28 protein-coding genes are annotated in these 25826 nt (G+C 31.6%); 16 read left to right on the forward strand and 12 right to left on the reverse strand.

Features of this window, described 5'->3' with window-relative positions; genetic code table 11:
* Positions 1 to 36: 36 nt before the first annotated feature.
* Positions 37 to 909 carry a DUF975 family protein gene (locus BUB47_RS05635; RefSeq protein ID WP_073184588.1) on the forward strand — a complete coding sequence of 291 codons (873 nt, stop codon included), beginning with the start codon at positions 37 to 39 and terminating at the stop codon, positions 907 to 909.
* 29 nt (positions 910 to 938) lie between these two features.
* Here BUB47_RS05635 and BUB47_RS05640 read toward each other — a convergent pair whose 3' ends face one another.
* The 10 genes from BUB47_RS05640 to dnaA form a co-directional block, all read right to left on the reverse strand.
* Positions 939 to 1577, reverse strand: a complete 639-nt coding sequence (locus tag BUB47_RS05640; protein ID WP_073184590.1) for a hypothetical protein — start codon at positions 1575 to 1577, stop codon at positions 939 to 941.
* Positions 1578 to 1596: 19 nt separating this feature from the next.
* Positions 1597 to 2385: a SigB/SigF/SigG family RNA polymerase sigma factor gene (locus BUB47_RS05645; protein WP_073184591.1), complete on the reverse strand. Its 789-nt coding sequence runs from the start codon at positions 2383 to 2385 to the stop codon at positions 1597 to 1599.
* Positions 2386 to 2395: 10 nt separating this feature from the next.
* On the reverse strand, positions 2396 to 2740 hold the full coding sequence (locus tag BUB47_RS05650; RefSeq protein WP_073184593.1) for an ATP-binding protein: 345 nt from the start codon (positions 2738 to 2740) through the stop codon (positions 2396 to 2398).
* A 1-nt stretch (position 2741) separates the two neighbouring features.
* Positions 2742 to 3050: an STAS domain-containing protein gene (locus tag BUB47_RS05655; RefSeq protein WP_073184595.1), complete on the reverse strand. Its 309-nt coding sequence runs from the start codon at positions 3048 to 3050 to the stop codon at positions 2742 to 2744.
* A 35-nt stretch (positions 3051 to 3085) separates the two neighbouring features.
* Positions 3086 to 5506, reverse strand: coding sequence for a DNA gyrase subunit A (gene gyrA, locus BUB47_RS05660; protein WP_073184597.1), 2421 nt, complete (start codon positions 5504 to 5506; stop codon positions 3086 to 3088).
* A 9-nt stretch (positions 5507 to 5515) separates the two neighbouring features.
* Complete coding sequence (gene gyrB / locus BUB47_RS05665; RefSeq protein WP_073184599.1) at positions 5516 to 7453, reverse strand: DNA topoisomerase (ATP-hydrolyzing) subunit B; 1938 nt, start codon at positions 7451 to 7453, stop codon at positions 5516 to 5518.
* Entirely contained in the window at positions 7440 to 8555 is a 1116-nt protein-coding gene (recF, locus tag BUB47_RS05670) for a DNA replication/repair protein RecF (RefSeq protein ID WP_073184600.1), read from the reverse strand. Before recF ends, gyrB begins: the two co-directional genes overlap by 14 nt.
* Complete coding sequence (yaaA, locus tag BUB47_RS05675; protein ID WP_073184602.1) at positions 8555 to 8752, reverse strand: S4 domain-containing protein YaaA; 198 nt, start codon at positions 8750 to 8752, stop codon at positions 8555 to 8557. Before yaaA ends, recF begins: the two co-directional genes overlap by 1 nt.
* Before the next feature lie 8 nt (positions 8753 to 8760).
* Entirely contained in the window at positions 8761 to 9852 is a 1092-nt protein-coding gene (gene dnaN, locus BUB47_RS05680) for a DNA polymerase III subunit beta (protein WP_073184603.1), read from the reverse strand.
* Between the two features lie 156 nt (positions 9853 to 10008).
* The gene (gene dnaA, locus BUB47_RS05685) at positions 10009 to 11352 is read right to left on the reverse strand and encodes a chromosomal replication initiator protein DnaA (RefSeq protein WP_073184604.1); all 1344 of its coding nucleotides are present in this window, start codon (positions 11350 to 11352) and stop codon (positions 10009 to 10011) included.
* Positions 11353 to 11755: 403 nt separating this feature from the next.
* Here dnaA and rpmH point away from each other — a divergent pair, with 403 nt between their 5' ends.
* The 13 genes from rpmH (at position 11756) to BUB47_RS05750 (ending at position 21553) form a co-directional block, all read left to right on the forward strand.
* Positions 11756 to 11890 (forward strand): 50S ribosomal protein L34, encoded by a 135-nt coding sequence (gene rpmH / locus BUB47_RS05690; RefSeq protein WP_073184606.1) that lies wholly within the window; start codon positions 11756 to 11758, stop codon positions 11888 to 11890.
* A 16-nt stretch (positions 11891 to 11906) separates the two neighbouring features.
* Positions 11907 to 12230, forward strand: coding sequence for a ribonuclease P protein component (rnpA, locus tag BUB47_RS05695; RefSeq protein ID WP_073184608.1), 324 nt, complete (start codon positions 11907 to 11909; stop codon positions 12228 to 12230).
* 4 nt (positions 12231 to 12234) lie between these two features.
* Positions 12235 to 12450 carry a membrane protein insertion efficiency factor YidD gene (gene yidD, locus BUB47_RS05700; protein WP_083529081.1) on the forward strand — a complete coding sequence of 72 codons (216 nt, stop codon included), beginning with the start codon at positions 12235 to 12237 and terminating at the stop codon, positions 12448 to 12450.
* Positions 12451 to 12464: 14 nt separating this feature from the next.
* Positions 12465 to 13187, forward strand: a complete 723-nt coding sequence (locus BUB47_RS05705) for a YidC/Oxa1 family membrane protein insertase (protein ID WP_234945638.1) — start codon at positions 12465 to 12467, stop codon at positions 13185 to 13187.
* Complete coding sequence (gene jag / locus BUB47_RS05710) at positions 13184 to 13942, forward strand: RNA-binding cell elongation regulator Jag/EloR (protein ID WP_073184614.1); 759 nt, start codon at positions 13184 to 13186, stop codon at positions 13940 to 13942. Before BUB47_RS05705 ends, jag begins: the two co-directional genes overlap by 4 nt.
* 171 nt (positions 13943 to 14113) lie before the next feature.
* Positions 14114 to 15493, forward strand: coding sequence for a tRNA uridine-5-carboxymethylaminomethyl(34) synthesis GTPase MnmE (gene mnmE, locus BUB47_RS05715; protein ID WP_073184615.1), 1380 nt, complete (start codon positions 14114 to 14116; stop codon positions 15491 to 15493).
* Between the two features lie 12 nt (positions 15494 to 15505).
* The gene (gene mnmG / locus BUB47_RS05720; protein ID WP_073184617.1) at positions 15506 to 17401 is read left to right on the forward strand and encodes a tRNA uridine-5-carboxymethylaminomethyl(34) synthesis enzyme MnmG; all 1896 of its coding nucleotides are present in this window, start codon (positions 15506 to 15508) and stop codon (positions 17399 to 17401) included.
* Positions 17398 to 18093: a 16S rRNA (guanine(527)-N(7))-methyltransferase RsmG gene (gene rsmG, locus BUB47_RS05725; RefSeq protein WP_073184620.1), complete on the forward strand. Its 696-nt coding sequence runs from the start codon at positions 17398 to 17400 to the stop codon at positions 18091 to 18093. Before mnmG ends, rsmG begins: the two co-directional genes overlap by 4 nt.
* Positions 18094 to 18219: 126 nt before the next feature.
* Positions 18220 to 18561, forward strand: coding sequence for a hypothetical protein (locus BUB47_RS05730; RefSeq protein WP_073184622.1), 342 nt, complete (start codon positions 18220 to 18222; stop codon positions 18559 to 18561).
* A 47-nt stretch (positions 18562 to 18608) separates the two neighbouring features.
* Positions 18609 to 19361, forward strand: coding sequence for a ParA family protein (locus tag BUB47_RS05735; RefSeq protein WP_073184624.1), 753 nt, complete (start codon positions 18609 to 18611; stop codon positions 19359 to 19361).
* A gap of 8 nt (positions 19362 to 19369) precedes the next feature.
* Complete coding sequence (locus tag BUB47_RS05740) at positions 19370 to 20218, forward strand: ParB/RepB/Spo0J family partition protein (RefSeq protein WP_073184626.1); 849 nt, start codon at positions 19370 to 19372, stop codon at positions 20216 to 20218.
* A gap of 3 nt (positions 20219 to 20221) precedes the next feature.
* Positions 20222 to 21103, forward strand: coding sequence for a PhzF family phenazine biosynthesis protein (locus BUB47_RS05745; protein ID WP_234945639.1), 882 nt, complete (start codon positions 20222 to 20224; stop codon positions 21101 to 21103).
* Positions 21104 to 21106: 3 nt separating this feature from the next.
* Positions 21107 to 21553 (forward strand): hypothetical protein, encoded by a 447-nt coding sequence (locus tag BUB47_RS05750; protein WP_234945640.1) that lies wholly within the window; start codon positions 21107 to 21109, stop codon positions 21551 to 21553.
* 65 nt (positions 21554 to 21618) lie between these two features.
* Here the strand turns inward: BUB47_RS05750 and BUB47_RS05755 are convergent, their stop codons facing one another.
* On the reverse strand, positions 21619 to 22731 hold the full coding sequence (locus BUB47_RS05755) for a pyridoxal-phosphate-dependent aminotransferase family protein (RefSeq protein WP_073184629.1): 1113 nt from the start codon (positions 22729 to 22731) through the stop codon (positions 21619 to 21621).
* Positions 22732 to 22816: 85 nt separating this feature from the next.
* Here BUB47_RS05755 and BUB47_RS05760 point away from each other — a divergent pair, with 85 nt between their 5' ends.
* On the forward strand, positions 22817 to 23137 hold the full coding sequence (locus BUB47_RS05760; RefSeq protein ID WP_407639558.1) for a YqfO family protein: 321 nt from the start codon (positions 22817 to 22819) through the stop codon (positions 23135 to 23137).
* Between the two features lie 79 nt (positions 23138 to 23216).
* Here the strand turns inward: BUB47_RS05760 and BUB47_RS05765 are convergent, their stop codons facing one another.
* A complete protein-coding gene (locus BUB47_RS05765; protein WP_073184631.1) occupies positions 23217 to 24044 on the reverse strand; it encodes a polysaccharide deacetylase family protein in 828 nt (275 codons plus the stop codon).
* A gap of 104 nt (positions 24045 to 24148) precedes the next feature.
* Here BUB47_RS05765 and rlmD point away from each other — a divergent pair, with 104 nt between their 5' ends.
* Complete coding sequence (rlmD, locus tag BUB47_RS05770; protein WP_073184633.1) at positions 24149 to 25798, forward strand: 23S rRNA (uracil(1939)-C(5))-methyltransferase RlmD; 1650 nt, start codon at positions 24149 to 24151, stop codon at positions 25796 to 25798.
* The last annotated feature ends 28 nt before the right edge of the window (positions 25799 to 25826 follow it).

Raw genomic sequence — 25826 nt, forward strand, 5'->3', positions numbered from 1 at the left:
TGTTATAATAATTTTATAAAATTTAAAGGAGTTTATATGTGGACTAGAGAAGAATTAAAGAACAACGCAAAAAGATTTTTAAAATTTTCACTATTTAAGGCTGTTATCGTCTGTTTAATATTTGCAATTTTTGTAAACATACTTAATGGAAATTCTATTTTAGACAATACTAAAAACGTAGTTAATAGAAATATTTCAAGTATTGATGAAAATAATAGTAAATATGTGGAAAATTACGACGAAAAATTTAAGTCACCTGAAAATAATACAACCTTTGATTTAAATTTAAATGGCAATAATCTCAACGTGTATAATTTCATAGAAAAGTACCTTCCTAAGAGCTTGGCAGATAATTTTTTATTTACAGGTAAATTATCTATTGTCATTTCAAATACAATTTTTTGGTTTATTTTAATGGCGATTTTTATTTTGAGAATTTTTATAATAAACCCATTGAGAATAGGTAGAGCCAGATTTTTCTTAAATGGTTATGATGGTGATGCAAAAATCTCCTATTTATTTAGTTCTTTTAAAGATGGAAGTTGGCTAAAAATCTCACTAAAACTTTTTGTAAGAGACTTATATATAATTTTATGGAGTTTACTATTACTAGTTCCGGGAATTGTAAAGAGCTATCAGTACTATTTTGTAGATTATATACTTGCAGAAGATCCAAACTTGAGTATCTCTGATGCAATTAGTTTAAGTAGCAATATGACTTCCGGAGAAAAATACGATATTTTTATATTGGATTTATCTTTTATTGGATGGCAAATTTTAGCATCTATTCTTTTAAATCTTGGATATATTTTACTAAATCCCTATATGCAAGCAACATTTGCAAGTTTATATATTTTTGATAGAGATAAATTAAAGAATGTTGAAATTGAAAATCTTAATGCTGACTAAAAAAATAATACTCTAGCTAAGCTAGAGTATTATTTTATATTATAGACCAATATATCTTTTATAGATCCATTTTCCTCAGATTTTATTTCATAAAAATACTTTCCGTCATCTACAGTTTCACCTACTAGTATAGGCTTGCCTTCTCTTTCAAATAGAAAAAATACAAGTTCCCCCAGTGTTTCAAATCCCCTGTCTTCTATTTCAAATTCATAGACTTGATTTATATCATTTACGTGAGTTCCTGAGCTAAATATTCCCTTGTGTCTCGTAATGGCTATTTTCACATCAGATGATTCAACTAGTAAATACTTTCTAATTCCGAATAAAATAGCTATTGCAATAACTCCTATTAATAAATCCGGAACACTTTCTGATTCTATTAGCATTTTTCTGGAGATAACTAGTAAAATCAAATGTATTATTGTGGCATCTGTATGCGCAACCATCAACAGTACAAACTCCATTGCTATTACTAAGAGCAGTATATGAGATAAAAACTCCTTAAATATTCCACTACTTATTTCAGCATTATTTTGGAGTATAACTATATAGTACCTGACAATATCCGGAACTGAAATTAGTATTCCTATTATCAAAGATATAGAAATTAATATTTCAAAAAAGAATACTATTTTATTTAAAAATAACAAAAATTCTTTTCTCTTCATTTTTTTATTTTCCTTTAATTTAGACTTTTGTTGTCTTATCTATTTCTTTTTTCATCTTATCCAATACTTTTTTTTCTATTCTAGATACTGTCATCTGTGAAATGTTCAATTTTTTTGCAATGGAAACTTGTGTCTTTTTATTAAAGTATCTGTCTAATAATATTGTCTTTTCCACATCGTTTAAATCTTCCATTAACTTTTCAAAAAAATCTTTCATTTCTATTTTATCAAAGTATCTCTCATCTTCGCCTATTAAGTCAGACAAATTAATTTCTTTATCATCGTTATTTGAATCATAGACTACATCCAGTGATTGAGGAGAATATACTTTACTTGCCTCTATAGACTCTAATATTTCCTCAGGTGTACTATCTAAATATTCGGCTATGTCATTTATTGTAGGAGTTCTTTGGTATTCTTGAGATAGGTGGACTTTTGCATCATTTATTTTCTTAGAGAGCTCCTGAATTCTCCTTGGCACTCTAATTGTCCATCCCTTATCTCTAAAGTACTTTTTAATTTCTCCTATAATCGTTGGAGTTGCAAAAGAAGAAAATTCATATCCCTTGCTTAAATCATATCTATCTATAGCATAAATAAGTCCTATTGATGCCACTTGATAGATATCATCATAGTCTATTCCCCTACCTGAATATTTTTTTGACAATATTTCTGCTATATAGAGGTGCTCTTCTATTAAAATATCTCTGAGCTCAGGATCATTTGTTTCCTTGTATTCCTTAAATAGTTCTTTTCGCTCTTCTTTAGTTAGTTTTCTTCCCAAGTTATAATATTCTTCTTTTTTCATAGTATCAACCTTAAAATTTTTTAACCATGCAAAGTACTTCTCTGTCTAAATAACTTTCATCTACAAGGCACTCTATTATGGTGTTTGACAGATGAAGTTCTTCTAGTTCATTTATTTTCTCTTCACATATTTCAGATATTTTAATTTTTAACTCTTTATCCAATTCCAACTCTATGTTAATATTTTCACTGCATTGAAGTTTAAATGCTATATTTAAACCTTCTGTTATTGCCATTTTTATGTCTTCAAGAGTTTCTATATCAATTTTATAGTTTGACATAATTCCAGATATTAGTAACCTTACTGAACTTATATACTCTGCTTTATTTGGAATTGTTAAAATTATTTTGTCCATATTACGACCTCATCTCAAAAACATTATCAAGTTTTGTAATTGTAAATAATTTTCTTATGCTGTTAGTTATATTTCTAATGGCTATTTTATTATTGTCTTTTTCAATTTCATTTAGTATATAAATTAGAGCTCCCAGGCCTGTTGAGTCTATATACTCCAGTTTATCTCCATCTATGAGGATATTTTTTTTATCTTCCTCATAGAGTTTCATTACTTTTTCTTTAAATTCTGAAATAGTATAGATATCAAGTTCTCCTACTGGATATATTATCAGTTCTTCCTTGTTCTCATAATTAATTTCAAACGCCATTTTTACCTCCTAAAACTCGACTAATTCAATTACAACTAATCTCCTATATATTTCGCAACTGCAACTACATCTGAATCTTTAATATTCATCAGTTTTACTCCTGAAGTTGATCTTCCCATTGTTGAAATTCCCTCAGTTTCAATTCTTATAATTACTCCTGCTGATGTTATCATCATAATTTCGTCATTTTTATCTATAACTTTTGCAGATACTAAATCTCCGGTCTTATCTTTAACTTTATAAGTTATTATTCCCTTTCCAGCTCTCGTTTGAGTTCTGTACTCATTTAATAAAGTCATCTTTCCATATCCCTTTTCTGAGATAACCAGTAGATATTTATCATCCTGCACTATGTCAAATGCCACAACTTCATCGTCTTTGCCAAGTTCTATAGATTTAACTCCCATCGAAGTTCTTCCTGTTAATCTAACGTCATTTTCGCTAAATCTTATACTCTTGCCCTTTTTAGTTACAAGTATTAATTCTTCATTTCCTGTAGTTAACTTAGTTGAAATTATACTGTCATTTTCCTTTAAAGTCATGCCAATAATACCTGATTTTCTAATATTTTTAAATTCATCAAAGGATACTCTCTTAATAATTCCGTGTTTTGTAGCCATTACTATTTTTAGTTCCGGATCAAAGTTTCTTACCGGAATTATAGATTGTACTTTTTCATCTGCTGATAAGTTTAGTATATTTATTATAGCAGTTCCCTTTGCTTGTCTTGAACTTTCAGGAATTTCATATGCCTTAAGTTTATAAACTCTTCCAAGATTTGTAAAGAAGAATATTGAATCGTGACTTGAAGTTATAAATAAGTCATTTACAAAGTCCTCTTCTCTAGTGGTAAGGGCTGATATTCCCCTTCCACCTCTTTTTTGTGGTTTATATGTGCCTTCCGGCATTCTCTTAATGTATCCGAATTGAGTTAAAGTTATTATAACATCTTCTTCTTTAATTATATCTGCTAAATCTATTTCTTCTGCTGAAGGTTTAATTACAGTTCTTCTCAAATCACCATATTTGTCTTTAATTTCAAGTAGCTCTTCTTTTATTAGGTCCATTAAAATACTGTGATTTTCCAAAATTTCTGTAAGTCTTGCCATATATTTAACCAGCTCTTCATATTCTTCATCAAGCTTTTCTCTTTCAAGTCCTGTAAGTCTTTTGATTCTCATGTCTAAAATTGCTTGACCTTGAATATCTGATAGTCCAAATTCTTCTGTAAAAGTAGCTTTTGCATCTTCATCTGTTCTGGACTGTCTTGTTATTTCTATAATTCTGTCAATGTTGTCAAGTGCAATTTTTAGTCCCTCAACTATGTGAGCTCTTGCCTTTGCCTTTGCCAGTTCAAATTTTGTCCTTCTTGTAACTACTTCTATTTGATGGTCTACATAGTTAGATATCAGCTCTTTTAGTGAAAGTACTTTTGGAACTCCATTTACTAGAGCTAAGTTTATAATTCCAAAAGTTATTTTCATTTGAGTGTTTTTATATAGTTTATTTAAGACTACATTTGGATTTGCATCTCTCTTTAAATCTATTACTATCTTTACACCTTTTCGTGTAGACTCATCTCTTATTGAGGATATTCCCTCTATTTCTTTTTCCTTTACAAGTTCTGCCATCTTCATAACTAAATTAGATTTATTTACTTGGTATGGAATTTCTGAAATAACTATTCTATTCCTATTTTTTACTTCTTCTATATCTGCTACTGCACGAACTTGAATCTTTCCTCGTCCAGTTTTATATGCCAGTTTAATTCCCTCTTTTCCCATAATCTGTGCACCTGTTGGAAAATCAGGACCTTTAATAGTATTCATAAGTTCTTCAACTGTAATGTCTTCGTTGTCAATATATTCAATTACACCGTCTATTACTTCATTTAAGTTGTGAGGTGCCATATTTGTTGCCATACCTACTGCAATACCTGAAGATCCGTTTACTAATAGATTTGGAAATCTAGCAGGTAGTACTACCGGTTCAGTTTCCTCTTCGTCAAAGTTTGGCTTAAAGTCAACTGTGTCTTTATTTATATCTCTTAGCATTTCAAGGGCTAACTTTGACATTCTAACTTCTGTATAACGCATAGCTGCTGCGCCGTCTCCATCTATATTACCAAAGTTTCCCTGTCCATCTACTAGAGGATATCTGGTGCTGAAAGGTTGAGCAAGTCTTACTGTTGCATCATAAATAGATGAGTCACCATGAGGGTGAAACTTACCCATTACATCCCCAACAAGTCTTGCTGATTTTTTATAAGATCCATTGGGTGAAAGTCCCAATACTTGCATTCCGTACAATATCCTTCTGTGAACCGGTTTTAAACCATCTCTTACATCTGGAAGTGCACGTGATACTATTACGCTCATAGAATAGTCCAGATAAGACTTTCTCATCTTCTCTTCTAAGTCAACGTTAATTATTCCACTATCATTAAACTCTGTCATTATATCCTCCTACGCATCAATATTTTCTACATAGACTGCATTATCTTGAATAAATTCACGTCTTGGCTCTACGTCTGCACCCATTAACATTGAAAATGTCTGATCTGCTTCTATGGCATCACTAATTTCAACTTTTAACAGTATTCTATGTTCAGGACTCATTGTAGTTTCCCAAAGATCTTCTGAATTCATCTCTCCAAGACCTTTATATCTCTTAATTGAAAACTTTTTATCTCTTCCAAGTTCTGTTAAAGAGCTTTGAAGTTCTTTTTCATCATATGCATATCTAACTGCTTTTGTGCCCTTCATTATTCCAAATAGAGGAGGTTTTGCAACGTATACATGTCCTTCTTCTATTAACTTAGGCATATATCTGTAGAAAAATGTCAACAACAGTGTCATTATATGAGCACCGTCTACGTCGGCATCTGTCATAATTATAATTTTGTTGTACCTTAAATTATTTATGTCAAATTCTTCTCCTATACCTGTTCCAAAAGCTGTAATCATATTTTTTATTTCTTCAGAGTTTAATATTCTGTCAAGTCTTGCCTTTTCAACATTTAATATTTTACCACGAAGTGGAAGTATTGCTTGAAATTCTGAATCTCTACCGTCTTTTGCTGAACCGCCGGCAGAGTTACCTTCAACTATGAAAATTTCTGTTGTCTCATTGTCAGCATTGTGACAGTCAGCTAATTTTCCAGGTAGAGTCATAGACTCCAGCATATTTTTCTTTCTAGTTAAGTCTCTTGCTTTTCTAGCTGCTTCTCTAGCTCTTCTAGCTGATAGAGCCTTATCTAAAATAGTCTTTGTTATTTTTGGATTTTCTTCAAAGAAGTTAGATAGTTCTTCTGATACCGCAGAATCTACTATTCCTCTAGTTTCAGAGTTTCCTAGTTTTGCCTTTGTCTGTCCTTCAAATTGAGGATCTTGAAGTTTTACACTTATTATTCCGGTAAGTCCTTCTCTAACGTCTTCACTGGATAAGTTTTCTTCTTTTTCTTTTATTACATTGTACTTTCTGCCATATACGTTAATTGTTCTGGTAAGTGCAGATCTAAATCCTGAAAGATGTGTTCCACCTTCTTCTGTATTTATATTATTGGCAAAGGTCAATATATTTTCACTATAGGAATCTGTATATTGAAGTGCTGCTTCAACTAAAGTCCCATCTCTAACTTCTTCTATATATATAACTTCTTCGTGAATTGGAGTTTTATTTTTATTTATATACTCTACAAAGGACTTTATTCCTCCCTCGTAGTGGTACATAACTTTTTCTCTTACTTTTCCGTTTTCTCCAACTCTCTCATCTTTAAATTCAATTCTAATGCCCTTATTTAAAAAGGCCATTTCTCTAAATCTCTTAGAAAGAGTATCAAATTCAAAATCTACTGTGTCAAAAATTTCTTCATCAGGTCTAAAAAATATTTTAGTTCCCGTATTTTCAACAGCTACACTTCCCACTACTTCTAACTTAGAAGTTGCAATTCCCCTTGAAAAGTGCTGTTCATAGACTTTACCATCTCTTTTTACTGTTACTATCAACTCTGATGAAAGCGCATTTACTACTGAAACACCTACTCCGTGTAGTCCACCTGAGACTTTATATGCATTGTTGTCAAATTTTCCTCCGGCATGAAGTATTGTAAGAACTGTCTCAACTGTAGATTTACCTGTCTGAGGGTGTATTCCTGTTGGAATCCCCGATCCATTGTCTTCAATACTAACTGAGCCGTCTTGATATATTTTTATAAATATATAGTCACAAATTCCAGCCAAAGCCTCATCTATTGAGTTGTCAACTACTTCATAAACTAAATGATGCAGTCCTTTGGAACCTGTGGAACCTATATACATTCCAGGTCTCTTCCTAACCGGTTCAAGACCTGTTAATACCTGAATGTCCTCTGCACCATAATGTCTATTATTATTTTCTTTCATTGTATTCTCCTAATCTATCATAATCTATAATTCTGCCATTACTTATATTAAAATACTTTCCAATTAAATTTTTAAAGATATTTTCATTTAAATCTGTAGATGTTATAAATATTTGAGTGCCATTAAAGCTGTCTATTAAATACTTAGACCTACTCTTATCTAATTCAGAAAATACGTCATCTAAAAGTAATATGGGATTAGTTTTTAATTTTTCTCTTAATATGTCCAGTTCAGAAAGTTTTAAACTTAAAACAATAGAGCGTATTTCCCCTTGAGATCCGAAAATTTTTGAACTCAAATTTTTTATTTTAAAATCCAAGTCATCTCTATGGGGCCCAACTGTAGTATATTTTAACTCCAAATCTCTCTTTAGCGACTTCTTTAAGTGCTTTAAAAATATTTTTTCCATTTCAGATTCTTCTGAATTTAACGGAATTGTACTGAGATAGGTTATTTTTAAATCATCTCCACCTGAGAGATTCATAAAGTGATCTTTAGAGTGTTTTTCTATTTGCTTTACATAGTTAAGTCTAGTTCTTAAAATACTCACTCCTATTTGAGCAAGTTGAAAATCATAAACTTCCAACAAGTCATAGTTAATATTTTTCTTTAAGAGTTTATTTCTTTCAAATATAATTTTTTTATAATTTAAGAGATTGTATTCATACATTGCATCTACTTTAGATATTAAATTGTCTAAATACTTTCTTCTGTCATTTGGTCCAAATTTTATAATATTTAAATCAGCTGGAGTAAATATTACTGATGCCATATCTCTCTTGTAGTTTTTAATGTTCAATTGCTCATCATTTATAAAAAAATTATTTTTCTTATTTAAATTTATTTCAACTTTATAAGTGTCTTCATAGTCAAAATTTTGTATTGTGGAATTTATTTCTGCACTTTGGCTAGCTATTCTTATAAGTTCGTTGTCTTTTGCAGATTTAAAGGACTTCCCCAGTGTTGCAATATAAATAGCCTCTAATAAGTTTGTCTTTCCCATGGCATTCTTTCCAATTATTATATTTACATTTTCATTGGGATCAAATTTTAAGTGTTCATAATTTCTAAAATTAAAAATTTCTAAATCTATTAATTTCATTATTCACCGACTATAAAAAATTCGCCATTAAACTCAACTTTATCATTTTTATAGAGTTTTTTTCCCCTTCTAGTTTCAATACTTCCGTTTACTTTGACATTTCCATCTTGTATTAGCATTTTTGCCTCTCCACCAGTTTGAACGGCACCTACTAATTTTAAAAAACTATCTAATTTTATATAATCTTCACTTTTCATTTTTTCACCTAGTTTGCAAGTCTTACTGGAAGCACTAAGTAGATGTAGTTTTCATCGTCTTCTTTTATAATACATGGATTAATGGAATCTGTGAAATTAAGACTGATTTTTTCAGAGTCTATTATCTTTATTCCCTCTAGTAGATATTTTGAGTTAAATGCTATTTTTAAAGGTTCTCCATCTACTTTTGAACTTACAATTTCCTCTACGTTTCCAATTTCGGAATTTGAAGTTATCTCTATTTCATTTTCTTTTACATTTAATTTCACAAGGTTTGCCTTGTCTTCTTTTGCAAGTAAACTTGCTCTTTCAAGTGCATCTTGAAAGATATTTTTTGCTATTTCCACTACTGTTGAATGATTTTCCCTTATAAGTCCATCATATTTAAAAAATTCTCCACTTAAAAGTGTTGTATAAAATGTAGTGTCTTGAAAATCAAATTTCATTGAATTCTTTCCTATTGAAATATTTAACTGACTGTCATCTTCTATTATTTTTATAAGTTCATTTAAACTTCTGGCAGGAACTATAGAGCTGACACTTTCTGTAGAATTTATTATTATTTTTTTTAGTGCCATTCTAAATCCATCAAGTGCTACAAAATTTATTTCATTTTCCTTTATGTCCATTAGAACTCCTGTAAATGCAACTCTGGTTTCATCATAAGAAACTGCAAAGGAAGTCTTTCTAATAGCTTCTTTAAATTCAAAGCCCTTTAGTTTTACATTTACTATTTCATCAATTTTAGGTAAATCAGGATATTCATCACTTGGTTGACATTGAATATTAAATTCACTGTTTAAACATTTTATGTTCATATTTGAATTTAATACTTCTATGTGTATAGTATCATCGGGAAGTTTTCTTATAATATCTCCAAACAGTCTGGAGTTTATAACTATTTCTCCCTCTTCTATAACTATAGCACTTACAGATGTATTTACTGTTATTTCTGTATCAGAAGCTATAAGTGTCAATTTATTGTCTTTTGCTTTTAATAGTATACCTTCTAATATTTGCATAGTAGTTCTAGTTGATATTGCTTTTTGTACTATTGAAATATGTTTAGATAGATCTCTTTTATTAATTTTAAATTTCATAATTTTTTCTCCTAGTAATATAGTATATATAGTTAATAATAGTAGTAGTGCCTGTTAATTTGTTAATAAGTGAGTTAACTGTTGATAAATGAAGAATACTTTAACTTAATAACATGTTGATAACTCTCTTATAACTTTAATAGTTGTTAACAGATTTTACTCCTTTATTTCCCTCATTAAATTGTTAATTTTAATTTTTAAGGAAGTATCTTCTTCCATATCTCTTTCTACTTTGTTATAAGCATGTATTACTGTTGAGTGATCTCTTCCTCCAAATTCCTCTCCAATTTTAGGAAGGGATAAATCAGTGAGCTCTCTTGCGATATACATGGCTATTTGTCTAGGATATGCAATACTTCTAGTTCTTTTTTTAGAGTCTATATCATCTATATTTACCTTATAGCTCTTTGCAACAACTTCTTTTATTATTTGAGTATTTATAACTTTTTCCTTTTTTGTATTGTAAAGGTCTTTTAATACTATTGCCGCTGTCTGTTCCGATATTTCACTTGTAGTGAGTTTTGAATATGCCATTACTCTTGAAAGAGCTCCTTCAAGCTCACGAATGTTGCTTTTTACGTTTTCGGCAATAAAATTAATTACGTTATTTGGAATATTAAAGCCCTCTGATTCAGCTTTAGACCTTAAAATAGCAATTCTAGTCTCTAAATCAGGAGGTCCTATATCCACCACTAGTCCCCAGGCAAATCTGGAAATAAGTCTTTCCTCCAAAGCTTTTATGTCCTTTGGCGGTTTGTCTGATGTGAGAACTATTTGTCTATTTGACTCATGTAATTCATTAAATGTATGGAAAAATTCCTCTTGAGTCCTGTCCTTATCAGCAATAAACTGAATATCGTCAATTAAGAGCAGGTCAACTCTTCTGTACTTATTTCTAAAGGCCTCATTTTTATTAGTTTGAATAGAATTTATAAGTTCATTTGTAAATTGTTCACTTGTAACATAGAGAACTTTTTTACTTGGGTCTTGAGATTGTACAAAATGACCTATAGCCTGCATTAAGTGAGTTTTTCCAAGTCCAACTCCACCATATATAAAAAGCGGATTGGAATGAGCTTCGTGGGGGTTTAAGTAACTTTCAGCCACGGCAAGTGATGCTGCATGAGCAAACTCATTGCTCTTCCCCACTACAAAATTTTCAAAAATATACTTTTGATTTAATCTTGATTTAGGAAGAAAATTATTTGATTCTTTTTTTAATGAAACATTACTTTCATCTTCTGTTAAAATTATTGGCGTATAGTCTACTTTGGTGACATCTTGAATACATTTTTTTACGAGCCTAAGCTGCGAAGAGTTATTAGTTAGTCGCGTTTTCATAAATTCAATGGGAACAGTGACATAAAAAATTTTTTCCTCTTCGTCTATTTCTTTAAGCTTCATATCTTTGTACCATGTATTAAAGGAAACTGAAGCCATAGACTGTTGCTCCAATTTATTCATAATTTCGCTCCATAGACTGGAGAGATCTTTGTCCATTTTATGCCTCCTAAAATTATAAACAAAACTAAATGTTAATAAAAAACTATGGATAAAGTTATTCACATTTGTTAATAACCTGTTGATAGTTTAAATGTATATGTGAGATTGTTGATAGATATTTTACTGAAATCTAGCTTTTAAGTGAAAAAAGACTTAAAAAATAGAGTTTATAAACAGTTTATCCACAAACTGTTTATAACTCCTTTTATAAACAATTTTATTTTCATCAACAACACGATAAAGTTATTCACATATATTTTAACAAAAAAACCATAACTTATCAACAAGATGAAATTAGGATGCTTACTTAATTTTAAATAAAAGTTTAGTTATAATTTCTTGACAATAATGGGGCTAATCTAATATAATTTGTAGTACTGTAATTAGGAGGTGATTTTAAATGAAGAGAACATACCAACCAAAGAACAAACAAAGAAAAAGAGAACACGGTTTTAGAGCTAGAATGAGAACTAGAGCAGGAAGAAGTATTATTAAGGCAAGAAGAAGAAAAGGTAGAAAGATACTTTCAGCTTAATTAAAAATGAGGAAAAATGAAGGATTGTTATTTAAAGAAAAACATTGAGTTTCAAAGAGTGTATTCGGCAAGAAACATAAACGGAAATAAAAGTCTTACTGTATTTTATAAGAAAAACAACTTAAACTGCAAGAGAGTGGGATTTACTATTACTAAAAAAATAGGAAATGCCGTCACTAGAAATAAAATAAAGAGAAGACTTAAAGAAATTTACAGAGAGTGTAGTGGAGAGCTAAAAAACGGATATGACTACGTATTTGTAGTTAAAAAAGGTGTTGATAAGTTAAGTTTTAATGAACTTAAGAATTCTTTTATACATTTATCAAAGAGAATCAGGTGATATTGTGAAAAAAGTAGCTATGTGTTTAATAAAATTTTATCAAAAAGTCATATCAAAGTATATATTTCCAGGAGCCCATTGTAGATTCTATCCAACTTGTTCTCAATACGCATACATGGCCTATGAAAAGTATGGATTTTTTAAAGGCTCTTACCTATCGGTAAGAAGAATTTTAAGATGTAATCCCTTTTTTAAAGGCGGATACGATCCACTTCCTTAAGAACAGGAGGCATAATGGAAGCAATAAGAAAACTTTTGGGAATGTTTTTAAGATTTATTTATGATGTATTGGCATCAACATTCTCAGCAGAACCAGAAAGTATATCTTTCTTTGCTCTTTCAATTATTATTGCAACAATTATATTAAAACTTGTAATGGTTCCGGTAACTGTATCACAAGTAAGGAATCAAAAAAAGATGGCTGAACTTCAACCAGAACTTGAGAAATTACAAAAAAAGTATAAACACGATGAAAAAACTCTAATGGTAAAACAACAACAACTTTATAAGGATTCAAACTATAATATGTTGTCAGGTTGTCTGCCAATGATAGTGCAGTTAGTAATACTAATGGCATTTTATAGAGTGTTCTGGGAACCGGCAAAATACGCATTTACCGATGCTAAAATGTTTGCTGAAATGAATAAGAATTTCTTTTTTATACAAAACTTGGAAGTTGTAGACAAGTCTATGATTTTGGGAATAATAGCTGCAGTGACAACATTTTTAACATCGTATATAACAACTAAAAACCCTGCACAACAGACGGTGCAAAATCAACAATCACAATCTATGATGTCAGGTATGATGGTAATGATGCCTCTAATGATACTTTGGATGTCGAGAACTATGCAAGCTGCTCTTGTATTGTACTGGACTATAAGTAATATTTTTGCAATAATTCAGCAGTTGATTTCTAACTATATTGTTGCTAAAAACATGGAGGAAACAAAATGAATTATGTAATTAAAACAGCTAAAACTGTAGATGAAGCCGTAAGTCAGGCTCTAGTAGAACTAAATATTTCACTTGAAGATGCAAAAGTTGAAGTTATAGAAGAACCTTCGAAGGGTTTTTTAGGACTTATTGGTGCTAAAGACGCCACAGTAAAAGTGTCAAAAGTTGAAGATACTAAGGAAATATTAAAAGAAATATTTAGCGAAGACCCAGAGAAGAGCCAAAACATGCCAGGAATGGATGAACTAGAAAATAAATCTCTTAATGAAGAGCTAATTGATGCTCCTATAGAGAGATCTGAAGAAGATATAACAAGAGAATTTATGGATAAGCTAATGCATTCACTTGATATAGACTATGACCTTGAAATTGAGAGAAAAGACAATGTTTTAAGAGTCAACATTCTAGGAGATGAACAAAAACTGGGTATAGTAATTGGAAAAAGAGGAGCTACTCTGGATTCAATTCAATATATACTGAGTTTAATAGTAAATAAAAACTCCAGTGAATATATAAGAGTAGTAGTAGATTCAAGTGACTACAGAAAAAAAAGAGAGCAGACATTAAGAGAACTTGCTAAGAAAATGGCTACAAAGGTTTTAAAGACAAACAGGTCTATAAGACTGGAGCCAATGAGTGCACAGGAAAGAAAGATAATACATGAGACACTACAGGACTACGAAGGAGTAATAACGCACTCTGAGGGAAAAGAACCCTATAGAAAAATAGTAATTCAAAAAGAGAGAAAATATTAAAACCGAGATTACTCGGTTTTTTTATTTTTAAATAAAAATACTGTATACTATAGAGAAGTGTTAATATAATTACGCTAAAGATTGAGTTTAGGGATTAAATTTAATTATTTTATAGTAATATCCAGTGTTTTATTGTATTATATTAATCTAATATATTGCGAAGGTGATTTTATGATGAGTACTGAAACTATTTCTGCAATCTCAACAGCCACAGGAGAAGCGGGAATTGGAATAGTTAGAATGAGTGGAGAAAAGTCTGTTGAAATTGCAAATAGTATGTTTAAACCTATTTCAAAAAAAAGTTTAACAGACTCTGAAAATAGAAAACTTTTATACGGACACATATATGATGGTGACAAACTTATAGACGAAGTATTAATAGCTAAAATGATGGCACCAAGCACCTACACAAGAGAAGATGTAGTTGAAATTTACTGTCATGGTGGAATAATATCTGTGAGAAAGATATTAAATATGACCTTGGACAGAGGAGCTAGAATAGCTGAACCTGGCGAATTTACAAAGAGGGCCTTTTTAAACGGAAGACTTGATTTAACGCAGGCCGAAGCAGTAATAGACCTTATAAAGTCAAAGTCTGAAATATCCTACGATGTGAGTATTAGACAACTTGAAGGTTCACTTTCAGGAAAAATTGAAGAAATAAGAGAAAAGGTAATGTCTATGACGGCGCTAATAGTTGCCAATATAGATTTTCCTGAAGATGAAATAGTAGAAGCTACCTATAGTTCTTTAAACAGTGATGCAAAAGACGTAATAAAGAGCTTAGATGAATTAATAGAAAATTCAAATAGGGGGAAACTCCTAAGAGACGGAATAAACACTGTAATACTGGGCAAGCCCAATGTGGGAAAGAGTTCTCTATTAAACGGTTTACTGCGTGATGAAAGAGCTATAGTTACAGATATACCAGGCACTACCAGAGATGTCATAACAGATTATGTAAACTTAGAGGGAATTCTCTTAAAGATTACAGATACGGCAGGTATTAGAAATACAGAAGATAAAGTTGAAAAAATAGGTGTTGACTTGGCTAAAAAATCCATAGAGGACAGTGACCTAGTCATTGCAATCTTTGACGGTTCAAGACCTTTTGATATAAATGATGAAGAGATTATAAACTTAATTAAAAATAAGAAGTCAATAATTTTAATGAATAAATCTGATTTAAGCAGAGTTGTTTCAGAAAAAGATATAAGAGAACTTCTGGGAGATAGAGAGTATTTAGATATATCAGTTGTGGGACAAGGTGAAATACTAAAAATTGAAGAACAGATAAAAAATATGTTCTTTGATGGAGAGATAAGAGAAAATTCAGAGGTATACGTCAACAACTTAAGGCATGTGAGAGCTCTTAAAAGGGCCCGAGAATCAATGGATGAAGTTAAGCTGGATATAGACAACGAAGTTTTCTTAGACCTTCTGGAAGTCAACCTGGAGGACGTATTATCCAGTCTGGGAGAAATAACAGGACAAACTACAACAGAAGATGTTTTAGATAAAGTATTTAGCGAATTTTGTATTGGAAAGTAGGAATAAAATAATATGGCAGAAATAAGAGAATATATAGCATCTGAATCAGATGTAGTAGTTGTAGGAGCAGGTCACGCAGGTTGTGAAGCTGCTCTTGCTACTGCAAGAATGGGATTTAAAACAGTGCTCTTGTGTATGAATTTAGATTCAATAGCAGCAATGAGCTGTAATCCAAATATTGGAGGAACAGGAAAAGGCCACTTAGTAAGAGAAGTAGACGCTCTTGGCGGTGAAATGGGCAGAAATATTGACAGAACTTTTATACAGTCCAGAATGTTAAATACTTCCAAAGGACCGGCCGTACACTCCCTTAGAGCGCAGGCAGACAAGAGAAAATACCATGAGAGCATGAAGAGAGTTATTGAAAAACAAGAAAATTTGTTTTTAAGAGAAGCAGAGGCAACAGAAATACTGTTAAAAGACAATAAAGTTTTCGGAATTAAGTCTAAAACAGGAGCTATATACAAGACAAAGACGGCAATAATCTGTACTGGAACATTTTTAAAAGGAAGAATATATATGGGTGAAGTCAACTATTCATCAGGACCACAGGGCTTTCAACCAGCGGATGAACTTTCCACTTCTCTAAGAGATATAGGACTGGACCTTGTGAGACTAAAGACAGGAACACCTGCTAGAGTGCTAAAGTCATCAATTGACTTTTCTAAAATGGAAATACAACCTGGAGATGAAAAAATAGTTCCCTTTTCCTTTGACAATATAGATAAAGACTTGGACAAAGAGCAAGAAGCTTGTTATTTGACATACACTACAGAAGAAAGTCATGAGATAATTTTAAAAAATATAAACAGATCAGCCTTATATCTAGGCGATATCGAAGGGCCTGGGCCAAGATACTGCCCATCTATTGAAGACAAGGTAATGAGATTTAGAGACAAGAATAAGCATCAAGTGTTTATAGAGCCTGAGGGCTTAACTACAGAGGAGATGTATATACAGGGAGTATCTTCATCTCTACCGGAAGAAATTCAAACTGAGATTTACCACAAAATAGAAGGCCTTGAAAACTGTCACATTATGAGGTCTGCCTATGCAATTGAGTATGATGCAATAGATGCAACAGTTTTAAAGAGAACTCTTGAACACATGGATATCTCTGGATTGTTTTTTGCAGGGCAAATAAACGGATCTTCAGGATATGAAGAAGCTGCCGGACAGGGATTAGTAGCCGGGATAAATGCAGCTTTAAAACTTCAAAGTAAGGAACCTTTTATATTGGACAGATCTGAGGCGTATATAGGAGTTTTAATAGATGACTTAGTTACAAAGGGAGCAAAAGAGCCTTATAGAATGATGACTGCAAGAGCTGAGTATAGACTTACTCTAAGACAGGACAATGCAGACCTTAGATTAACTCAAAAGGGCTATGATGTAGGACTTGTAACAAGAGAAAAATATGATAGATATTTATATAGAAAAGAAAATATAGATAGAGAAATAAATAGAGTTAGAAGTCTACAAATAAACCCTACGGAAAAGAATAATGAAATACTGGTAGAAATAAGAAGTACGCCAATTAAAAACCCTCAAAGTTTACTGGAGTTAATTAGAAGACCTGAGTTAGACTATAGCAAAGTAAGTGTATTTGACTTAGAAAGACCTGAGTTAAGAGACGATATAATAGAAGAAGTTGAAACGGAAATTAAATATGAGGGATATATTAAGAAGCAACAAGTGCAGATAAATCAGTTTAAAAAGCTTGAAAACAAAAAGTTGGATTTAAATTTGGACTATTCAAAAATAGAGGGATTAAGACTTGAAGCCAGAGAAAAGCTACAAAAGATAAAACCTGAATCACTTGGTCAAGCATCTAGAATATTGGGAGTTTCGCCGGCAGATATTAACGTACTATTAATACACCTTGAACAGTTGAGGAGACAAAAATGAGTTTAGCGAAAAAAATAGAAGACTTTAATCTAAACTCTGAAAGTGCAAAAGAATTGGAAGAATACAAGGATATTCTACTGGAGTGGAATCAAAAGATGAATCTCACAGCGATAACAAAGAGTGATGAAGTTGATATTAAACACTTCTTGGACTCTCTGTCACTTTTTAAGGCAGATTATTTAAATGGTAGTCAAAGTGTAATTGACATAGGAACGGGAGCTGGATTTCCGGGAATAGTATTAAAAGTTTACAACAAAAATTTAAAAATCACACTGCTGGACTCTTTAAACAAGAGAATACTATTTTTAAACGAAGTGATAGATAAGTTAAACTTAAAAAATATAGATACAATTCACGGAAGAGCTGAAGAGTTGGGAAGAAAACTGGAGTACAGAGAAGCCTTTGACGTTGCCACATCAAGAGCTGTAGCCAACTTATCTACACTCTTAGAATATGACCTGCCCTTTGTAAAAGTTGGAGGATATCTAATAGCAATGAAGGGTCCGGAATATGAAGTAGAGCTGGAGAAAGCTTCAAAAGCTATAGAAGTGTTGGGTGGGAAACTTGAAGAAGTTGTAAAAATTGACCTACCTGAAGAAATAACTCATTATCTGGTAGTAATAAAAAAAATAAAAAGCACTCCGTTTAAGTATCCACGAGCTGGAGGCAAGCCAAAGAACAAACCACTTTAAAAGCGACACTGTTTAGTGTTGCTTTTTTATTTGCATAAGAAGAGATTTAAAGTATAATTATAGGTAGACAATTAAATAGCGCTCCACGTGGAGCATTGTTTAATTACAAAAATGAAGGTGTAATCTATGGAAGATGAGAGATTTAAGAAGATAGTAAAGAACTTAGCTGACAATTTAAAATTAGAAATCGGCATTAATCCAAGTACAGGTGAAGAGGGAATAAAAATAAATGAAATTCCCACTGAAATGGATGTGGAATTTATAAAGCTGAATAAAGAAAAAATTATATTAGCTTTAAAGAGTTTAAAAGAAGATGAAAAAGCAGAAGATAAAATTGAAGTTGAAAATGAAATAGAAGTTAAACTTTTATTTAAAGAGTCAGTTTATAAAAAACTACTTGAAAACTCTGAAGAGGAAAGCTTAAATGTAGAAGAGTATATTTTAAGCGTATTAAATGAAAAAATATAATGCTCCACGTGGAGCGTTATATTAAATAAAAATAAAAGGGAGGTACTATGGCGAAAGTTATCACAGTTTTCAATCAAAAAGGTGGAGTTGGAAAGACTACTACAGTCGTAAACCTTTCAGCTGCGCTTGCCAAATTAAAAAAGAAAGTACTAGTCATAGATATGGATCCTCAGGCAAATGCAACTAGCGGACTTGGAGTGGAAAAGGACAGAGAAAAAAACGTATACGACTTGCTTACAGATGGAGAGTCAGAAGTAATAATAAAAACGAAGACAAAAAACTTGGATTTAATTCCATCTACTTCGGATTTAGCGGGCATTGAAATAGAACTTTCTCAAAGAGAGTCTTGGCAACTAATATTAAAACAAAACATATCAAATTTAATAGAGGACTATGACTACTGTATTATAGATTCTCCACCTTCCTTGGGTGTATTGTCAATGATGGCACTAGTGGCATCAGATAGTATATTAATTCCTGTACAGAGCGAATACTATGCCCTGGAAGGCGTTGGACAACTAATGGATACTATTACTTTAGTAAAAAATAATTTTAATCCAAATTTAAAAATTGAGGGAGTTGTAATGTGTATGTATGACTCCAGAACAAATCTATCTGTTCAAGTTTGTGAGGAAGTAAAGGGATTTTTTGACGACTTGGTATATAAAAATGTAATTCCTAGAAATGTGAGATTGGCAGAGGCGCCAAGTTATGGAATGACAATTTTTGAATACGACAAGTTTTCAAAGGGAGCTAGAAGCTATACGAAACTGGCAAAAGAATTTATTAATAGAGAATAGGTGATTAAGTGGTTAAAAAAGGCGGATTGGGAAGAGGAATAAATAACTTTATTAAAGATTCAGAAGCTGTTGAAAAAATACTAAATCAAGAAGATGACAGAGGACTGCAAAAAGTTTCAATGGATTTAATAACGGTTAATAAAAATCAAGCTAGAAAGTATTTTGATGAGGACTCTTTAAATGAACTTTCAAACTCTATAAGAGAATACGGTGTAATACAGCCGATTATACTTCGTAAAGTAGATGATGAATATATTATAATAGCCGGCGAGAGAAGGTTTAGAGCTGCAAAAAAAGCAGGACTAAATGAAATTCCCGCAGTTATAAAGGAAATAAACTCTGAAGAAGCAGATAAGATATCTTTAATTGAAAACATTCAAAGAAAGGACTTAAACCCAATAGAAGAGGCTTTAGGCTATAAAAATGTAATAGACGAATACAAGATGACTCAAGAGGAGTTGTCACTGGCAATAGGAAAGAGCAGGCAGTACATTGGAAACACTATAAGGCTTTTAAAGTTAGACGAGAGGGTAATTAAACTACTACAGGATAATTTACTTTCCATATCTCATGGGAAGCTATTACTTTCTATAAAAGATAAAGATCAACAGTATAAAGAGGCAATGAGAATTGTTGAAAGTGGAAATACAGTTAAGGAAACTACACTTATATTTGAAAGGACAAAAAAACCTGAAAAAACTGATATTTTTAAAGAGAGAATAAGAGAAGAGCTCTCAAGTATTTTAGGGACTAAAGTCAGCTTTAAGGGCGAGGGCAAATCAAGAAAAATTGTAATAGAATACTACTCAGACGAAGACCTTTCTAGGATATGTGAAACCATTTTAAGGAGTGAATAAGTAGTGCGTTATTTTAATATGTATTTAGTAAATGCTTTTACAGATAGAGCTTACAATGGAAATGCCACAGGTGTAATTTTATCTCATGGAAAAATAAATGACGATGAAATGCAAAATATAGCCAAAGATTTAAATCAGTCGGAGACTGTTTTTATAAAGAAAATAGACACGGGACTTTATTCCACTAGGTTTTTCACTCCTGAAAGGGAAATAAATCTCTGTGGACATGCGACAATTGCAACATTTTATGCCCTATGTGAAAATGAGTATTTGTTGCCTATTGAAAGAGGAATTCAAAAAATAGAACAACTTACAAAATGTGGCAGGATACAAGTAGAATTGGAGTACAACAACTATAAAATAGACAGCGTATATATGATTTTAAATACCAGAGAAGTTGAAAAAACTATTACTAATGAAGAAATTGCAAAGTCATTAAATATACCGCTGGAAGATATTGGATTTAAAGACTTTGACTTAGAGCCTAAAAAAATTGAAACAGGCGGGTCAGATATAGTAATTCCGGTGAAATCAGCTGAAATGTTAAAGAAAATCAAACCTAACTATGAAATGATATATGAACTTTCAGAAAGAGAAAATGTAGTGAGCTTTCAAGTTTTTACATTGGAGTCTGACGATAAAGTTGTGCAGAGAACATTTTCTCCTTCAATAGGAGTAAATGAAGAAGCCGGTTCAGGAACGTCTACAGGCGCTACAATGTACTATATAACAGAGCATATGGACAAGGATAACAAAAAGATAACTTCAACTCAGGGAGTTGAAATAAATAGAAAATCCACACTGACAGCAGAAATGATTTCAAAAGATACAGTCAGAGTTGGGGGAAGAGCGTTTGTATTTATGAATGGAGTATTGAATATTTAGAGGGTGGTACACATTAGCAGGAGAAGAAGATCCAAAAAATCTACAAGTCAAAATAAATTATTCATAATAGCATTTTTTGTACTTTTATTAGTACTATCTTACAATTTAATTTCAAGTAGAAATAAAGTTGTAGATTTAAATATAAAAAATACTTCCTATGTAGAACTCATTAGATTTGAAAATAACACTATGACTACAATAAAAGATGAAGCTAAATTAAAAGATATTATATTTAAAATTAACAGTCTAAAGGGCGAAGAAGTCACCACAGAAGTTGAATCAGGAGGCGCTATAGACTTTATAAATGTATATGACAATAAATTTAAAAAAACTGAAATTGCAAGAAGCGGAAATTTTATAAAAGTAAGTGACAAGTGGTATAAACTTGACAATGGAAGTTCAAATATATTTGAAAACATATTTAAAGAGTACAATAAGACTAATTTTTAAGTGATAAATTAAATATATTAATAAAATAAAGTTGTTGGATTTAAAATAGTCCAACAACTTTATTTTTAATACTTTAAAAACTCTTCATATAGTGAGCCCTTGTTTTTTACATTTAGTTCTTTAAAAATTTCATCTATGGCTAAGTAGAGCTCTTTAAAATTTTCTGTGTCAATATTTTTTCCCATATGGCCTATTCTAAATAGGGTTTCAGAAGTATTTCCAACGCCTTTAGAAATAATAATATCTTTTTCCATAAGAGCCCTTAGCAGTTGTGAACTGGTTATTTCTGCAGGAGTTTTAATAGCTGTTACAGTGTTTGAAAAGCTGTCTTCTGCAAATAGTTCAAATCCACACTTTGTAAAAATTTCTCTGGTAATAGTTGCATATTTTTTGTGGACTTCTACATAGTCGTGGTCTAAAACTAAGTCCAGAGCTCTGTCCAGTGCATAGATTAGATTTTCATTAAAGGTATAGCAAAAAGGGGCACCTTTAAAATCGTAATAATTTTCAAAATTTAAGTAGTAACTTGGAACTTTTGTATTTCTATTTTTAATTTTTTCTTTTGCAGTTTCAGATATTGTAATTAAAGTTGAGCCCACAGGAGCTGAAATACACTTTTGACTGCCACCAATCAACACATCTATTCCAAATTTATCAAAATCTATGTATTCTCCACCAATAGAGGACACAGCATCTACAACAGTTAAAATATTATAGCTCTTTAAAAGGTTGCAAATTGACTCTATATCGTTAGTAATTCCAGATGGAGTTTCGCAGTGTACTAGAGTTGCAATTGAAAAGTCACTGTCTTTTTCTAAGAACTCCTTTAAACTTTCAAGATTTATTCCCCTGTGAAAGTCGTCTTTATATTTGTAGGCAATGCCTCCATAACCTTCTACATAGTCGGAAAATCCCCTTCCAAAAAAACCATTGTATATAACCAGCACTCTTTCGCCCTTTTGCATTAGAGAGCATATGGAGGCCTCTAGCCCAAGTATTGCTTCTCCCAGCATTATAAAACTGGTGGAGTCGGTGTTACTTAGTTTTGAAATCTTTTTTTCCACATTTCTATGGAAAGCTTCATAGTTCGGATCTAAGTCCGGATTAGTTTTTGATTCGCCCATTTTGTCCATTACACTTTTGTCAATAGACGTCGGGCCTGCACATAATATTTTCATATAATCACCTTTAACAATAATAACATAATTACATACATTGAAAAAGGGGCATAGCTATTATATAATCATTAATGAGGTGATAAATTTGGCAAAGTTTTTAAAAATAGAATTGTTTATTCCGAAGAAGTATGTTGTTAATTTGGCCAATGCACTCAATGAGAGAAGTATACTCAAATATGAAAACTATGATTATGTCTATGCAATTTCAAATGTAGTTGGCAATTTTAGACCCATTGAAGGATCAAACCCCTTTATTGGAGAGATTGGTAAGGTTAGTGAAGTTGAAGAAGTTAAGATGGAGTTTAGAATAGAGAGCGAAAACTTAGAGGAAACAAAAAAAGTTATTGAGCTAATTCATCCCTATGAAAAGCCCGTAGTAAATATAATGGAACTTATAGAGTGGTAGTTTATATAAATTGATAAGAGCGGTAAATAAAAAGAGCTTAATTTTTAGATTAAGCCCTTTTTGTTTGCAGTTATTAATATTAATTGTGTTTTAAAAATCGCACAGTATTTTCAATATTTGTACTTGGTTTTATGTGAAATCTCTTTATCTTATATTGGTCAATATCTTCAAGACTGCTTGCAGACTTGTTTCCGCCAATAAATCCAAGTTTTAGCCCCGAGTCTTTTACAGCCCTTAGTACAGTATCATTTAACATTGCACCGGGATAGGCAATGGCATTTGGAAATATAGAAGTGTGTTCATAGATTAGATTGTTATTCCAAACTAAGTCATTTTTGACTTTAGCATAATACTCTTCATCTGTTTCACCTTCAAGCTTTTCACTGAGCCAAGTCTTGCCCTTATGTGGGCCGTCTAAAAATAAATCGTGGAGATTGTAGGAGTGACTTTCAATATTAAATCTGTCGGAATCACTCATCTGTTGAATTTGGTCCCAAGTTAAATAGTTTTTCACTTCTCCTATATATGAACCTATTACAAAAACTGTAGCTTTGGCATCGTACTTTTCCAGTATTGGAAGTACATTTGTAAAATTGTCTTTGTAACCATCGTCAAAAGCTATTAAAATGGAATTTGCAGGTAGTTTTTCGTTGTTTTCAATGGCATTTACTATTTCATCAGTAGATAAAAAGTGAAAGTCATTTTCAGAAAGAGTTCTTATCATTTCTTCAAAAGTGCTGACATCTATAATATATTCATTGTCAGTGGGATTTTTATCACTAATACTGTGATAGGTAATAACCGGCACAGTATTGTCGCCAACAGTGCGAATTTTATACAAGTAAAAACCTGCAATTAATATAAGTGCAAGTAGTACAATTAATATTTTTAAAAAATGTTTTTTCATAGATAACCTCTAATTTCATGTTTTACCTTTAAATTTTATCATAAGGAGCCAAAAATAGGAATAATATTGATATAATATATAAAATAATCCTTTGAGGAGAGAATATGCAAAATAAAAAAACAATAATTGGAACAGTTGGAAAAGTCAGTTTTCCAAATAAAAGTGAAATAGAATACGATGAAAATAAAATAGTATTTAAAGGCGGTATACTCGGTCAAGAAGTTGAAATTAAAAGAGTTAGAAGATCTAAGGGAAAGCTTTTAAATGTGGTGCAAAAATCTAAATGGGAAACAGAGGCAAACTGTGTGCACTCTGAAGTTTGTGGAGGCTGCACATATCAAAACTTTAACTATGATGACGAAGTAGTCTATAAAAAGAACTTAATAACAAACTTATTTGAAGGTGAAGGGCTTAAATTAGAGAACTTTGAATTTTTAGGCTCGCCAAATTATAAACACTATAGAAATAAAATGGAGTATACATTTTCAGATGAGTACAGAGACGGCCCCCTGTCTCTTGGACTTCACATGAGAAATAAATTCTATGAAGTAGTAAATACTGATGAGTGCAATATTGTGCACAGTGACTTTAATGTAATTAGAGCCTTTACCAGAGATTACTTTGATGGAACCTTGCCTCCCTATCAAAAAATGAGACACACTGGAACTTTAAGGCACCTGCTGATTAGAAGGTCATCTATAGGTGAAATTTTAATAAACATAGTAACGGCAAGTAGTGAATATGACTTTTCAGATTACTTTGAAGAATTAAAAAACTTAAACTTAGAAGGAAATATAGTTGGACTTCTTCACACTACAAACGACAGCTTGTCAGATGCAATTGTGCCGGAGAAAGTGGACATCTACTTTGGAAGAGATTATATATATGAAGAACTCCTTGGACTTAAATTTAAAGTAAGTGTATTTTCATTTTTCCAAACAAATACTGAATCGGCAAAAGTCCTATACTCAATGGGCGAAAATATGCTTGGAGACTTAAAAGGCAAAGTGCTTTTAGATCTGTACTCAGGAACGGGAACTATAACTCAAATACTTGGGAGAAATGCAAAAAGGGCAATAGGCGTTGAAATAGTAGAAGAAGCAGTAGAATCAGCAAGAGAAAATGTTAAATTAAATAACTTAGAGAACATTGAATTTATTTGTGGAGATGTCTTTCAAGTTGTAAAAGATTTAGATGTAAAGCCGGACGTAATAGTTTTAGACCCGCCAAGAGATGGGATAAACCCAAGGGCGATTGAAAATATAATTAACTTTAATCCGGAAGAATTTTTATATATTTCATGTAATCCCGTGACATTTGTAAGAGACGTGCAGGAGTTTTTAAAAAGAGGATATAGGATTGAGGAAATAAAAGGCCTTGACCAGTTTCCAAGAACAAATCACGTTGAGACGGTAGTATCTTTGTCCCACAAAAATGCAGATAGCCATATCAACGTAAATGTGGAGTTTGGTGATGAGGAAGGACAGATTCCTATTGATGAGATAGCGAGAAAAGCTGAAGAATATAGACCAAGTGAAAGAGTAACCTATAAAATAATACAAGAGTATATAGAAAACAAATATAATTTCAAAGTGCATACTGCTTATATTGCAGAAGTAAAAAGAGATTTAGGATTACCCATGTATGATGCTCCAAATACAGTAGAAGAATTAAAACAAGAACGGAAACACCCAACACCTGAAAAGGTAGAGGCAATTAAAGATGCCTTAAGGCATTTTGTAGTTATCCAATAAATAAAATTGAATATGAAAACTAAAAGTT

Origin of the sequence: Anaerosphaera aminiphila DSM 21120 (genome assembly GCF_900129925.1) — a bacterium.
In the GTDB taxonomy this organism is placed as follows: Bacteria; Bacillota; Clostridia; order Tissierellales; family Peptoniphilaceae; genus Anaerosphaera; species Anaerosphaera aminiphila.